12 protein-coding genes and 1 pseudogene are annotated in these 13286 nt (G+C 37.2%); 4 read left to right on the forward strand and 9 right to left on the reverse strand.

All coding sequences use genetic code 11. From position 1 onward, the window contains the following. Positions 1–60: 60 nt before the first annotated feature. The 4 genes from ANA_RS08415 to ovoA form a co-directional block, all read right to left on the reverse strand. Entirely contained in the window at positions 61–555 is a 495-nt protein-coding gene (locus tag ANA_RS08415; protein WP_015079637.1) for a DUF427 domain-containing protein, read from the reverse strand. A gap of 68 nt (positions 556–623) precedes the next feature. Beyond that, complete coding sequence (locus ANA_RS08420; protein WP_015079638.1) at positions 624–1451, reverse strand: sterol desaturase family protein; 828 nt, start codon at positions 1449–1451, stop codon at positions 624–626. Positions 1452–1521: 70 nt separating this feature from the next. Continuing rightward, positions 1522–2499, reverse strand: a complete 978-nt coding sequence (egtD, locus tag ANA_RS08425; protein ID WP_015079639.1) for an L-histidine N(alpha)-methyltransferase — start codon at positions 2497–2499, stop codon at positions 1522–1524. 99 nt (positions 2500–2598) lie between these two features. Further along, positions 2599–3921, reverse strand: coding sequence for a 5-histidylcysteine sulfoxide synthase (ovoA, locus tag ANA_RS08430; protein ID WP_015079640.1), 1323 nt, complete (start codon positions 3919–3921; stop codon positions 2599–2601). 485 nt (positions 3922–4406) lie between these two features. Here ovoA and ANA_RS08435 point away from each other — a divergent pair, with 485 nt between their 5' ends. Then, complete coding sequence (locus tag ANA_RS08435) at positions 4407–6395, forward strand: DICT sensory domain-containing protein (RefSeq protein ID WP_015079641.1); 1989 nt, start codon at positions 4407–4409, stop codon at positions 6393–6395. On the opposite strand, the gene ANA_RS27000 is transcribed toward ANA_RS08435, so the two are convergent. Then, positions 6355–6504 (reverse strand): hypothetical protein, encoded by a 150-nt coding sequence (locus ANA_RS27000; protein WP_200863845.1) that lies wholly within the window; start codon positions 6502–6504, stop codon positions 6355–6357. The two genes, ANA_RS08435 and ANA_RS27000, sit on opposite strands and share 41 nt — an antisense overlap. Before the next feature lie 94 nt (positions 6505–6598). Between ANA_RS27000 and ANA_RS08440 the strand changes: the two genes are divergently transcribed. Further along, entirely contained in the window at positions 6599–7015 is a 417-nt protein-coding gene (locus ANA_RS08440) for a photosystem I reaction center subunit II PsaD (protein ID WP_015079642.1), read from the forward strand. Positions 7016–7237: 222 nt separating this feature from the next. After that, positions 7238–8749, forward strand: a complete 1512-nt coding sequence (gene trpE / locus ANA_RS08445; RefSeq protein WP_015079643.1) for an anthranilate synthase component I — start codon at positions 7238–7240, stop codon at positions 8747–8749. Positions 8750–8996: 247 nt separating this feature from the next. Here the strand turns inward: trpE and coaE are convergent, their stop codons facing one another. The 3 genes and pseudogenes from coaE to cobA all read right to left on the reverse strand — a co-directional run. Next, positions 8997–9590, reverse strand: coding sequence for a dephospho-CoA kinase (coaE, locus tag ANA_RS08450; protein WP_015079644.1), 594 nt, complete (start codon positions 9588–9590; stop codon positions 8997–8999). A gap of 159 nt (positions 9591–9749) precedes the next feature. Continuing rightward, positions 9750–10556 (reverse strand): uroporphyrinogen-III synthase, encoded by an 807-nt coding sequence (locus tag ANA_RS28470; RefSeq protein WP_371260391.1) that lies wholly within the window; start codon positions 10554–10556, stop codon positions 9750–9752. Between the two features lie 72 nt (positions 10557–10628). Further along, a pseudogene (cobA, locus tag ANA_RS28475) lies at positions 10629–11348 on the reverse strand (uroporphyrinogen-III C-methyltransferase); the annotation flags it as partial. 221 nt (positions 11349–11569) lie between these two features. Between cobA and ANA_RS08465 the strand changes: the two are divergent. Further along, positions 11570–12265: a response regulator transcription factor gene (locus tag ANA_RS08465; RefSeq protein WP_015079647.1), complete on the forward strand. Its 696-nt coding sequence runs from the start codon at positions 11570–11572 to the stop codon at positions 12263–12265. Between the two features lie 265 nt (positions 12266–12530). Here the strand turns inward: ANA_RS08465 and ANA_RS08470 are convergent, their stop codons facing one another. Continuing rightward, the gene (locus tag ANA_RS08470; RefSeq protein ID WP_041458318.1) at positions 12531–12812 is read right to left on the reverse strand and encodes an Npun_R1517 family heterocyst differentiation transcriptional regulator; all 282 of its coding nucleotides are present in this window, start codon (positions 12810–12812) and stop codon (positions 12531–12533) included. Positions 12813–13286 lie beyond the last annotated feature (474 nt).

Below are 13286 nucleotides of genomic sequence, written 5' to 3' on the forward strand. Positions count from 1 at the left end.
TTCTACATGATGTTCATGAATTGTCAAACTATCAATTTTGATAACTGAAATTCTCCTTATTTACCACCACATAGTTCCTGGTTCACCTTTAAATGGTCCAACAATATCAGAAGTAATCCACCCTCCGTAAAAATCACCTGTTTGGGCTTTAACTAATTCATCATTCACATAGCAAGCATCCATTAAACTAGGATAAAAACTGTAATATTCTTGAATTGATTCAAAATTAGGACTAGGTTGAATATATCGCCAAGCACCATTATTTATGTATTTATCTCCTACGGAAATATCATAATATTGACACCAACCTTTCCATTCACACCAAGTTTTTCTAGGTGTCTCTATTAAATGTTCTAACTGAATATCTTCAGCCGGAATATAATAACCTGGAGGATGACTTGTTTCTAAGACTCTTTTAGCTTGATGTGTTTGAGCCAAAACCATCCCATTAACAATTATCTTGAGATGTTTGTTCGTATTTTCTAAAATTGCCGGACGGGGATAGTCCCAAACTGATTCTTGACCTGGTTGTGGGGGGATAGGATTTGGTTTCATGGTTAGTCAGTTGCTTTTGTAAAATTGTCAGGGAAATTTTAAGAAACTTCTACATCTACACTACTAGATCATTTGAGAGTTTTAATTTTATTCTCAAGAATACTCACAGGAAACATAATTCCCAGTTTCTTGGTAGGATGATTAAGTGTTTTAAATACTCTGTCCCAAAATCCATGAATACCATAATTTCCATTAAAATTAGTGTGATGAAGATCATGAAAGTCTGAGGGAATGAAAAATATTGATAAAGAACTATGTCCTTCTAAATTATAAATGTTACCTATCAAACTCCATGCACAAAGTTGGGTGATGTCATATCCAAATATAAAGATTGGTAAAACGTCTGTGATGGTAACAATAATATATTCTAGAAGGCTTTTATGTCCAGCTACAAAACTGGATGTATCTTGAAATTCATGATGTTTAAGATGGATTTTGAGAAATGCTTTTTTATGAAATAATCTATGGACTATATAAAAGCAGAAATCAGCCGCAACTATTCTCATAAAAAACCATCCCAAATTTAAAAGTAAACTATTACCTCTATGAACTTCTGGGGCTAAATATAGTATGATTAATGCTGCTATTAAACTTTTAATTTCTCCTGTAATTATACCTTTGAAAGTGAAAGCAGGAAATGATTGCTTTTTTACTTTTTTAACTCTTGCAGTTAATTTTTCAGTTAAATTATCTTTACTTTTGATGAATTTTTCAATGAAAAAACCAATAGCATAAAATGAGATAGAACCAATCAGCCAGTATAGTAATACCTGGGTGATAAAATTAAGTTCTATATTATTGAACAGCAAATAAAATACCTGCTGCACAATTGTGCAGCAAATAGAAATCTTGATATAAAACTCGATTTCCAAACAAAAATTCAAAAATCTTTGCATATCTACACCCAACAACTTTCTAACCTTTAGCTAAAAACATCTTTCTTGATTTTCTATTTGAATATCTGGATCATTCAACTTGACAAAGAATCAACCCAAACCACGCCTTTTCATCTGTCCAAGTTTTTACAGTTTTCAATCCTTTATCTGACAAGTTTTTTTCCATTGTTGCTAAATTAAACTTACGAGAAATTTCTGTAAGGATACTTTCTCCTGCTTCAAAGTTAACCTTTAAATCCAAAAGTTCTAAAGATACCCAATGGCTTTTTTGGCAATGTAAATACATTTCAATTTGATGATCAACTTGATTATAAACAGCTTGATGTTTAAACAAACTGATATCAAAGTTACCTTGAAACCGCCAATTTAAATGAGAAAGCATATTTAAATTAAAAGCAGCAGTCACCTCCTGACTATCATTATAAGCAGCTTCTAAAATATCCGGGGGCTTTTGTAAATCAATCCCTAGCAGAAAGTAATCTCCTGGTTGTAAGGTTCGAGAAACTTGATTTAAGAAAATATCACATTCTTCCGGGTTAAAATTGCCTAAAGAACTTCCCAGAAAAAACAACATCCGCGATTGTAAATAATTCGATTCTAGATGAACTAAAGCTTGTTCATAAGTTCCCAATAATCCATGAATAGCAATATCAGGATACTTTTCTTGTAACTGTAAAACACTAGTTTTGAGAATCCCTCCGCTGACATCAATAGGCAGATATCTACAATTACCAGAAATTTTCTGATAAGCAGTTAATAAAGCTTGAGTTTTAGTAGAACTGCCACTACCTAATTCTATTAACTCACAACAATTTGTAATTTCGGCAATTTCATCAGCATATTGTTCTAAAATCCAGGCTTCTGTGCGAGTCGGATAATATTCTGGTAACTCACAAATTTTTTCAAATAATTGAGAACCAGGATCATCATAAAAATATTTGGGAGGTAAACTTTTCAGTTTTTCAGTTAACCCCTTAATAACATCCTTGCCATCAATACTTAACTCTTGATAATGATGATCTAAAACGGTTAAAGGTTGTGTAATCATTTTCTAAATCCTCTAGAGTGATTATAAGATCCCCGACTTCTGATATCAATTGATAATTTATTCATAAAATAAAAAAAGAAGTCGGGGATCTCGATTTTATTAATCCAAACTTTCAGCAACTCTAAAACCGACGTGCTGATAAAAATAAGGACGAAACCAGTTACGATAACAAGGTAAAGCCATTGTACCATTCGTTGCCCAAGAACCACCCAACATCATAAAATGTTTATCATCAAAAAAGGGTGCAGATTGATCTTCATAAAGATGGTGAGTTTTAAATCCTGGTAAGGGTTTGAATGTTTCCCCTAACCATTCCCAGACATTACCCCGTAGGTCAGAAAGTCCAGATTGATGATTTTCTGAAAACATTCCCACAGGCGTGGGAGAAATAAATTGTAAGTTAAGATTATAGTTATTTGCTAAACTGGAATCTGCTGATATTTTTAAGGCTTGATGCCATTCTGCTTCTGTCATTAACCGAGTATTTTTACCTTTCCACCGACAAAATGCCATGGCTTCATAATGGTTGACTTCTACAGGCCAATCTAAAGGTAAATCTAGTTCATCAAATGTGGCACGATAGCGATAGTTATTTTCTTGGTGTATCCAGAATTTGGGATATTGGATATTGTAGAGTTGTTTCCATGCCCAAGATTCAGTATGCCAATAATTTACATTATTATAACCACCGTCTTGGACAAACTCTAAAAATTCTCCATTGGTAATGAGATATTGACTTGCTAAAAATGGTTTTACTTCAACTTCTAAATGACCATATTCACTATCCCAACCAAAAGTTAAATCATCTTGGCGTTTTCCTAATTTTACTACACCACCAGGAACTTCTCGCATTTGATGATGTGGAATTTCTCCATTAGTAGGTGCATAATTCCATCCTTGGGGACGTTTTAAGTTCTCAACGGGTAATTGACGCAGCAGCATGGAAGAGGTTTCGACATGAATACGACTATGTTCTATTCCCATTAATAAAGCCCAAATAGGATGCTGTTGATGAATGGGTAAATCTAAAGGAGTCTTATTAATGATTGTGGTAATTTCTGCTCTGGCTTTGTTTCGATATTCCCAAACTTTTTTGATATTAGGCCAGTTGACTCCTTGAATGGCTACCTCTAGTTCTGCTGGTGTTTCTGGATCAACTCCTATTTCAAATAAGGTTTCATATTGGGGATTAATCCGATTTTTTATTAATCCCACCTGAATTAATTTGTTAATATAAAAAACAGCCGAATGTCCAAGATAGAAAATTAATTTATTTCTTAAAGGATCGGGATTTAGATAAAATGTTTCTTCTTTAACCAAACTCTTCATTAAGGTTTCTTCCAGTTCCCAGGAATTTTCAAAATATTTGAGTAGGGTTGTGGAACTACAATTATCGAGTTGGGGAATATGAGCATCTGTCATTTTATTAACCTGGGGGAATTATGGGGATGACCTGAATAAATTAACTTTTGTAAATAAAGCCAGAGACTAATTTTAGCATTGATGGAAATTTCATCTCAGTGATAAACACTTACAGAATTTTTTGGGCAATAATTACAGGCTATAGAGTTAAATAGCCTATATTGGGACTATTTTGTGATTTTTAACTAAAATTTAATATTTTTGGCAATTTTACCAAAAACTAGATTCCTAGATTTACGGAAGATCAATATAAACAGTCTTTTTAGGCTAATCTAAAATAAGGATATGAATTTCTAAAATGCCAAATTATGCAAGCAAATTCGTTAAGCTTATACATTGCCCCGACTACATTAGGTACGAACAAACCTATATTGAGGTTAAAAAAAATAGATAAATGTTCTTGCGACTGGTAATAGATAAGGGTAATAGATCATAGGTAATATGTGTTTAATGACCACTGACCACTGACTAATGACTAATGACTAATGAGTATTTCCACTTCCGTGCTGAGTGATTTACTAAACTCACTCCCCCATCTGCGACCTCAGTTATATTTTAAGGCTTCACTAACCGCTCTCTCCCATGCAATGGAAGATCAGGTTTTAGCAGCCAATTTAGACAGTCCTTTGATCATTGCTAGTTTCCAGCAAGAGCGATTTTACCGGCAAGAAGCTCATCGTTATCAGCGACTTGCACAAAAAAGTAATCAAATATATGTATTATCTGCACCAGAAACAGAGTTTGCTAATAGCTCAGAATATTATGAAAAGATCTCTTTTGAGCCTGATGATGCTTTAGCGCAAGAATGGCATTTGCTAGTAATTGCTGATAACTATGCTACTTGCTTAATCTGTCGAGAAAGCCTGGGTTCTCTGGCCAAAAATCAATATATCCCAGAGATGATTCCTAGTTTGGATATGGATACAGCGCGAAGATTTGAGGGGATTTGGACATCGGAAAAAGGGGTATGCTTAAAAGCCGCTCAATTGTTATTAGATAGAATTGAGATTTATCGGCCAGATTTAGCGGATAAAGTTGATGAAGTGAAGCAGCGGTTAAATATTAAGGAATCAACAGACGAGTTAAAAGTTAATTTCAATCATAAATATGTAGATGATATTGATACCGATCCTTTTGTGCAGAGGTTGGTGACATATCTGCAAGCTAGTCAGTATAAGCTGCATAAAGCTTACCGTGCGATTGCGGATCAAGCAAGGAAAGAACGGTTGGTAAATTCCATTAGTACAGCAATTAGGCGATCGCTTGATCCACGAGAAATTCTCCAAGTTGCGGCTCAGGAGTTGGGACAACATTTAGAAGCCTGTCGTTGTCTAATTTATCGCGCCCAAGCTACAGATGCCAAAGCTATAATCGAACATGAATTTTTGAACTCTAATGTTACATCTGTACTGGGGCAAAGTTGGGAGTTACAAAATAATCCCCTGTTTCAGCAGGTTTTACAACAACAGGAGGGAGTATGTGTAGCTGATACCGTGGGGGACTCCAAAATAAAGAAATCAACAGCCTTATCGTCAATTGTGAAGAAGTTTAGCGTGCGTTCTTGGTTAATCGAACCCGTATTATATCAAGGGCGACTACTGGGAATTGTGGAGTTACACGATTGCCATTTTCCTCCCCATGAATGGCAACCAGGGGAGTTAGACTTAGTGAAGGCGATCGCTACTCAAATTGGTGCAGCCCTGATTCAAGCGGAATCTTTTGCCAATTTAGAAGAACTCAACCAACAATTAGAAGCCTTAGACCGCACCCGCAGTAATTTAATTGCCATTACCGGTCATGAACTCCGTACCCCCCTATCTACCATTCAAGTTTGTTTAGAAAGCCTGGCTACTGAACCGGATATGCCTTGGGAATTGCAACAAATAATGTTGAATACAGCCCTTGCAGACTCCGAAAGAATGCGGAAACTGGTACAAGACTTTTTAACCCTTTCTAACTTAGAAAGTGGTCGGGTAGAATGGCATCCTGAATCATTAACCATCCAAGAATGTGTAGATTTATCCCTCAGTCGCTTACGGACACGCTCTAGCCAAGAAAAAATACCCAAGATCACAAATCAAATTTCTGCCAACCTACCTTTAGTCAGGGCTGACGGTGATTGGTTAGTAGAGGTAATCGCCAAACTTGTCGATAATGCTTGTAAATTTACTCCCTCTTCTGGGCAAATTATTATTAAAGCCATTAGCAATAGTCAGGAGATGCTAGAAGTCACCGTAGCGGACACAGGCAGGGGAATTGAACCCAATCGCCTAGAAATCGTTTTTGACCGCTTCTACCAGGAAGAAGGGGCATTACGGCGAACAACCGGCGGGACTGGATTGGGTTTAGCAATTTGTCGCCAAATTGTCAACGGCTGGGACGGAAAAATTTGGGCAGAATCCACAGGTAAAGATCAAGGCAGTCAATTTCATTTTACAATTCCCATCGTCCAAGGCAGCCAGGAAAATAATTAACCACTAACCACTGTACGGGCGAAGCATTTGGGGAACTATTTTTGGCAATGACCGATAATTTATCTTCCAAATGCTTCGCCCCTACTGACCACTGACAACTAACCACCAACTAATTACTAAAAACTGTTACAGTCTATAACGCGATCGCAACATAAGTCCAGTTCCAATGTTAGTATGCCGTAAAAACCTACAAGAGACAGTTTATGGCAACTTTGACTGGAAAAACCCCAATCTTTGGTGGCAGCACTGGCGGATTACTCACAAAAGCTGATGTAGAAGAAAAGTACGCTATCACCTGGACAAGCCCTAAAGAGCAAGTCTTTGAAATGCCCACAGGTGGCGCTGCTAAAATGGTAAAAGGCGAAAACCTACTTTACATTGCTCGCAAAGAGTACGGTATTGCTTTAGGCGCGCAACTTCGCAAATTCAAAATCACCGACTACAAAGTTTACCGCATTCTTCCCGGCGGCGAAACTACCATGATTCACCCTGCTGATGGCGTTTTCCCTGAAAAAGTAAATGCTGGACGTTCTATGGTGCGTCACGTACCCCGCAGAATCGGTCAAAACCCCAACCCTGCACAAATCAAATTCAGCGGTAAAGCTACTCACGACGCTTAGTACCGCAGGGCGGAATTAAAAATTAACAATTAAAAATTAAAAAAGCAGAAATAACTAGCTTTTTGTGTGATTTTTAATTGTTGGTTGATTTACGCCGTTGTCAACTAATCGTTATGTAGTGGGTAATGGGTAATAGGGAAAAAAGAAAAATTTTGCCCCCTTACCCATGACTAAAAGCTCGTTGTTAATTTTTAATTTTTAATTGTCAATTTTTAATTATTTATGATTTTCCCCGATTTCGACCAATTTCAGAAACTTGCTGTCCAAGGTAATTTTGTGCCAGTGTATCAGGAATGGATAGCCGACTTAGATACACCTGTATCTGCTTGGTATAAAGTTTGTGCAGATCAACCTTATAGCTTTTTGCTGGAATCGGTGGAAGGTGGGGAAACTGTAGGGCGTTATAGTTTCTTAGGTTGTGATCCTTTGTGGATTTTGGAAGTAAGGGGTGATAAAACAACCCAAACCCATCGAAATGGTGATCAACAGGTTTTTATAGGTGATCCGTTTACAGTTTTATCTGAATGTTTAGCACCTTATCACCCAGTAAAATTACCAGAATTACCTTCAGGAATTGGTGGTTTATTTGGGTTTTGGGGTTATGAATTAATAAATTGGATTGAGCCGCGCGTGCCAATTCATGCTCAAGATGAACGCAATATCCCCGATGGATTATGGATGCAGGTAGACCAGTTATTGATTTTTGACCAGGTAAAACGGAAGATTTGGGCGATCGCCTACGCAGATTTACGTGATCCAGCCGGGTTAGAGGTAGCATATCAAAAAGCAAGCGATCGCATTCAGGAAATGGTCAGGAAGCTATCTTTGCCCCTATCACCAGAAAACACCAGAATATCTTGGACAGCCCCTGGAAACAAGCCTAAAGCGGGCATAGAGGACTATACCAGCAACTTTACCCAGACAGAATTTTGCGCCAGTGTGGAAAAGGCCAAAGCACATATCAAAGCTGGTGATATTTTCCAAGTTGTCATTTCGCAACGCTTGTCCACAGAATATACAGGCAATCCCTTCGCTTTGTACCGTTCTCTGCGGCAAATCAATCCTTCGCCTTACATGGCTTATTTTAACTTCCAAGACTGGCAAATTATCGGTTCTAGCCCCGAAGTCATGGTCAAAGCCGAATGCAATGATGAAGGGGAAATCATCGCCACAGTCCGTCCCATTGCGGGAACTAGACCTAGAGGGAAGACAACAAAGGAAGATGCAGCTTTAGCCGCTGATTTACTTCAAGACCCCAAGGAAATCGCCGAACACGTCATGTTAGTAGATTTAGGACGCAATGATTTGGGGCGGGTGTGCAGCAGCGGTAGTGTTAAGGTTGATGAATTAATGATCGTTGAACGCTACTCTCATGTGATGCACATTGTGAGTAATGTGGTGGGTAAGTTAGCGCCGGGTAAAACTGCATGGGATTTACTCAAAGCGTGCTTTCCTGCTGGGACTGTCAGCGGTGCGCCTAAAATCAGGGCGATGGAAATTATTAATGAGTTAGAACCAAGTCGCCGGGGTGTGTATTCTGGTGTCTATGGATATTATGATTTTGAAGGACAATTGAATAGTGCGATCGCTATCAGAACTATGGTATTACATAATCAGACGGTCACAGTCCAAGCTGGTGCAGGTTTGGTGGCTGATTCTGACCCAGAAAAGGAATATGAGGAAACTCTCAATAAAGCCAGAGGTTTATTAGAAGCTATTCGTTGTTTGCGTTGAGAATTTATTTTCGCGCAAAGACGCTAAGGAGCAAAGACGCAAAGTTTAAGAGTTTGGATTTTCCTGATCAATACTGGAGTTAAACTATGATACCAGCTATTAGTAGACCTTCAACATGGTTAGGACATAAATTGATAATGAAACTCCGTTTACAACAGGGTTATACTCCTGACTTCTGCCATAATGTAGCATTATATAATATAAAAGTATTTTATACAATATATTTTATTTAAAAATGCAATTAATTTTATGTTAAACTTTGCAACAAAACTTTATCTATCTGTTGTAAAAGCGATTCTAAATTGGCAGAATTATCTAAAACCACATCAGCACGAGCAATTTTTTCCGCAATAGGTAATTGACTATTAATTCTCGCTGCTGCTTGTTCCGGTGTTAAATTATTGCGTTCTATTAATCGCTGTTCTTGCTGTTGTGGAGAACAAGATACAACCCAAATTTGATTAACTAGATTTTCTAAATTAGCTTCAAATAATAGGGGAATCACTAAAATTAAAGTATTTGCAGATGATTCGTTAATAGCTTTAGCGAAACAATTTCTCACATAAGGATGAATTACTCCCTCTACCCAACAACGTTCTTCCGGTTGATGAAAAATAATTTCTCCTAATTTGGCTCTATTTAAATTACCATCATTTAATATGATTTCTCTACCATATTTTTCAGCAATTTGTGACAAAATAGGAGAACCGACAGATACCGCGTCTCTCGCATAAATATCTGCATCTAAAATCGGTAAATTGTAAGTTGTCGCTAAATAATTAGCAACTGTACTTTTACCTGTCGCAATTCCACCAGTTAAACCAATTAAGTTTTTAGTCATTGGTTATAATACTAAATTAAGATGAATCTTCATAGAATCAGATTTTAAGATTTATTGAACGCAGATAAACGCAAATAAACGCAGATAAAGAGGGATGAATTAATGGATTTCATGATTCTGTGCCACCTCACATAAGGTTGGTATTAGTCATTAGAAAATTCAGCTATGATTTGTCCATTTAATTATGGCATTTGTTAAACCTTCTAAGGTATATTCTTCCGCTTCAATATCTACTCTCCCAAATACAGTTTGACAGGTTTTTGAAGTTTGGGGACCAATGGAAGCTATGCAAACTCTGGCTAAATTTTCTGGATTGTAGGTAAATATATGTGCTGTTAATTGCGAGAAAAATAAGACTGTTTTAGAACTGGCAAAAGTAATAATATCTACAGTATTATTAACTAAGGCATATTCAGCCGCAGGGGGGATACTTTGAGGACAGCAAGATTCATAAGCGGGAACTTCAATTACTTCTGCACCTTTAGCTGTTAATTCCTTTACTAATACTTCTCTTCCACCACTTTCAACTCTAGGAAATAATATCTTTTTACCTGTTAGTGATTCGGGAAAGTTTTCCACTAAAGAATCAGCCACAAAGTTAGGAGGAATAAAGTTAGCTTGAATATTTTGTTTTTGTAAACTTTGGGCGGTTTTTTCCCCAACAACGGCAATTTTTACACCAGCTAAAGCATTTTTATCTTGACCGGATTTTTCTAATCTCTCAAAAAAGTATTCCACACCATTACTAGAAGTGAGAATTAACCAATTAAAAGTTGATAAATGTGAAATTGCCTGATCTAAAGCGTCCCAACTGCTAGGGGGTCCAATTTCTAAAGCTGGCATTTCTATCACATTAGCACCTGCGAAGGTTAAGCGATCGCTAAATTGGTGCGATTGTCCCACAGAACGGGTAACTAAAATGGTTTTCCCAGTTAAAGGAGAAAGATTGTAATTCACGGTTGACATTCACTTAATAATTTTTGGTTTCGCGCAAAGTTGCAAAGGAGCAAAGACGCAAAGAAGAGATTTTTCATATTATAGGTAATCATCGCGTAATCGCACAACTTCACCAATGACTATAACTGCGGGAGAGAGAGATAAGCCGACGGTTTGTTCGAGAATATTTCCCAGTTCTCCTGTCCAGACTTCTTGACTAGGTGTTCCAGCCCAACGGATAATAGCAATCGGCGTAGAATGAGGTTTTCTATATTTTATCAGTTGATGGATTATTTCTGGTAAATTTTTTCCTCCCATCAAAATTACTAAGGTTTCTAAACTTGCTAATGCTTCCCAGTTTAAAGTTTCTGGTTCATGGGCTGTACAAACTGCAAAACAACGACTAAGAACGTTATCTGTAAGCGGAATTCCGGCTAATAATGGTGCTGCTAATGCGGAAGAAATTCCCGGAATGATTTCAAATTCACAACCTGCATTTTTTAAAGCTGTAATTTCTAAAATACAGCGTCCAAATATCAAAGGATCTCCCGATTTTAGTCTAATAACTTGTTTGTTTTCTAAACAATGTTTTACTAATAAATCGTTGATTTCATTTTGGGAAGTGCTGGGTTTACCTCCACGTTTACCAACATCTATTTTTAGGCAATCAACAGGAACACAATCTAATAATTGACTATCAACTAAAGCATCGTACACCAACACCTGAGCAGATGCTAACAGCCGATAGGCTTTAACGGTTAAGTATTCTACATCTCCAGGACCTGCACCAACAAGGTAAACTTTACCTATTTCTTTAATCATATTTATTGTTGACTTTTAATAATTTACCATTGGGTTTTGATGCGATATATAATACCAATTTAGGATGAGAATAGAATCAGATTTTAAGAATTATTGACCGCAGATAAACGCAGATAAACGCAGATAAAGACGGATGAATTAATGGATTTCCTCTGCCCTAGTAGTCAATACTCACCAAATTTCGCTAGATTAGATTAAGGTACACCTAATAGGAATTTTCAATGTCAGCACAATTGTTACTGGTAGATGACGAACCGGGATTGCGGGAAGCCGTCAAAGAATACTTACAAGAAAGCGGTTTTAGGGTTCAAACTGTCAGTAATGCCCGTGAAGGTTGGGACTGGATGCAAGCAAACACCGCTGATTTGGTCATTTCTGATATTATGATGCCCCAGGTAGATGGCTATCAGTTCCTCAAGCAAATGCGAGATGACCCCCGTTTTCAGGCTCTACCAGTGGTATTTTTAACTGCTAAAGGGATGACAGGCGATCGCATTCAAGGCTATCATGCAGGTGTTGATGCGTATTTACCGAAACCATTCGATCCTGATGAATTAGTCGCCATAGTTGAAAACTTACTAGCGCGTCGCAGCGCCCAAACTCCCTCAACCGGGGAAAACAGCGAAACTCCAAATCTTGCCGATTTGGCTAATCAAATCGCTCAAATTAGAATACTATTAACTCATCGGAGTGCCATATCCCAAACGCCAGCCCCGTTTAAAATAGATTTGACTCCTAGAGAGCAAAGTGTTTTAAATTTGGTAGCAGAAGGATTAATGAATAAAGAAATTGCCCGTCGCTTGGAAACCAGCGTCCGCAATGTCGAAAAATATGTGAGTCGTCTATTTAGTAAAACTGGTACTAATAGCCGCACAGAGTTGGTTCGTTTTGCTTTAGAACATGGTCTAGCAAAGTAAACTGCTCTACTTATGATGAGAGTTACTTGGTAAAAAAATGGTAAAGTGCACCTGGATAATTTTGCTGCCGAGATAGTAACACAATGTCAGACATTTTTACTTGTAATTTTCCTAGCTTGGCAGCATTGAGACGCAAATATTGTAGACGTAATTTTACGTTTGTAAGCGAACTCATGATTAAGAAAAACAGGTAAAGGCTAACTTTTCCAACTCAATATTGAAAAATCTGAATTAGACTGGTCACTATCAAAAATTACACCAATAACTATTGAATAGTATCAGCGAAATTGCGTAAACGCATCATTTGGCGACGCATTTGTGGGGAGGCTTTAAACTCCGAAATCTCCTGAGCTTTTACAGATGCTTGTAAGGTTTCTAAAAAATCATCAGATCCTTCAGTTAAAGCCTCTAGTAATACTTGTAACAGTTGCTCACGATCACCTAATAGACTCTTTTCCTCAATCAGGCGGAATTTAAGGTGAATTTCGCACTCATAAACACCTACTTCTGGATTATTTATTTGGCGTGGTAATGCTTTAGAGTTCATAGTTTTGACAATACTATTGCCAAAATAAGAGCCTTGATAATTTTTGGCAAAAACGGCAAAAATAATCATATATAAGCGTTTCGATGAAAAGGTAGTTTAGAATCTAAAACCCTTATCCTACCGTCAATACATTTAAAAAATCCTTGTCGGAAACCTTTAAGGAATTTTTAGGGGTGATTGTTTTTGCCAAGCAAGAGCGAGGAACGGGAGTTCATGGTTAAAGCATTATCATCTCACCCTCGTAATTTGACTAAGGTATTGTTTGAGGATTCCTTTAGTTAGTGGTCATCCGGGTAGGGTTCTAGATCTTCAGAAAAATTTCTTATACTTTCTTTGTACTTTTGTGAATCCAAAGTTTTTGAAGATCAGAATTTTTTCTCATCCATAAAACTGGCATCTTATTTTACTCCCCCTGTTTTTTTTTAGTTAGATTCTACTATTTTTTGGTGTTTCTTTCCTATTTATGGCATATCC

The sequence above is a fragment of the Anabaena sp. 90 genome (assembly GCF_000312705.1).
Lineage (GTDB): Bacteria > Cyanobacteriota > Cyanobacteriia > Cyanobacteriales > Nostocaceae > Dolichospermum > Dolichospermum lemmermannii.

What these genes read in the sequence shown, in the direction of transcription:
- ANA_RS08415 (WP_015079637.1), bottom strand. Translation starts at nt 555, where the DNA reads ATGAAACCAAATCCTATCCCCCCACAACCAGGTCAAGAATCAGTTTGG.
- ANA_RS08420 (WP_015079638.1), bottom strand. Translation starts at nt 1,451, where the DNA reads ATGCAAAGATTTTTGAATTTTTGTTTGGAAATCGAGTTTTATATCAAG.
- egtD (WP_015079639.1), bottom strand. Translation starts at nt 2,499, where the DNA reads ATGATTACACAACCTTTAACCGTTTTAGATCATCATTATCAAGAGTTA.
- ovoA (WP_015079640.1), bottom strand. Translation starts at nt 3,921, where the DNA reads ATGACAGATGCTCATATTCCCCAACTCGATAATTGTAGTTCCACAACC.
- ANA_RS08435 (WP_015079641.1), top strand. Translation starts at nt 4,407, where the DNA reads ATGAGTATTTCCACTTCCGTGCTGAGTGATTTACTAAACTCACTCCCC.
- ANA_RS08440 (WP_015079642.1), top strand. Translation starts at nt 6,599, where the DNA reads ATGGCAACTTTGACTGGAAAAACCCCAATCTTTGGTGGCAGCACTGGC.
- trpE (WP_015079643.1), top strand. Translation starts at nt 7,238, where the DNA reads ATGATTTTCCCCGATTTCGACCAATTTCAGAAACTTGCTGTCCAAGGT.
- coaE (WP_015079644.1), bottom strand. Translation starts at nt 9,590, where the DNA reads ATGACTAAAAACTTAATTGGTTTAACTGGTGGAATTGCGACAGGTAAA.
- ANA_RS28470 (WP_371260391.1), bottom strand. Translation starts at nt 10,556, where the DNA reads ATGTCAACCGTGAATTACAATCTTTCTCCTTTAACTGGGAAAACCATT.
- ANA_RS08465 (WP_015079647.1), top strand. Translation starts at nt 11,570, where the DNA reads ATGTCAGCACAATTGTTACTGGTAGATGACGAACCGGGATTGCGGGAA.
- ANA_RS08470 (WP_041458318.1), bottom strand. Translation starts at nt 12,812, where the DNA reads ATGAACTCTAAAGCATTACCACGCCAAATAAATAATCCAGAAGTAGGT.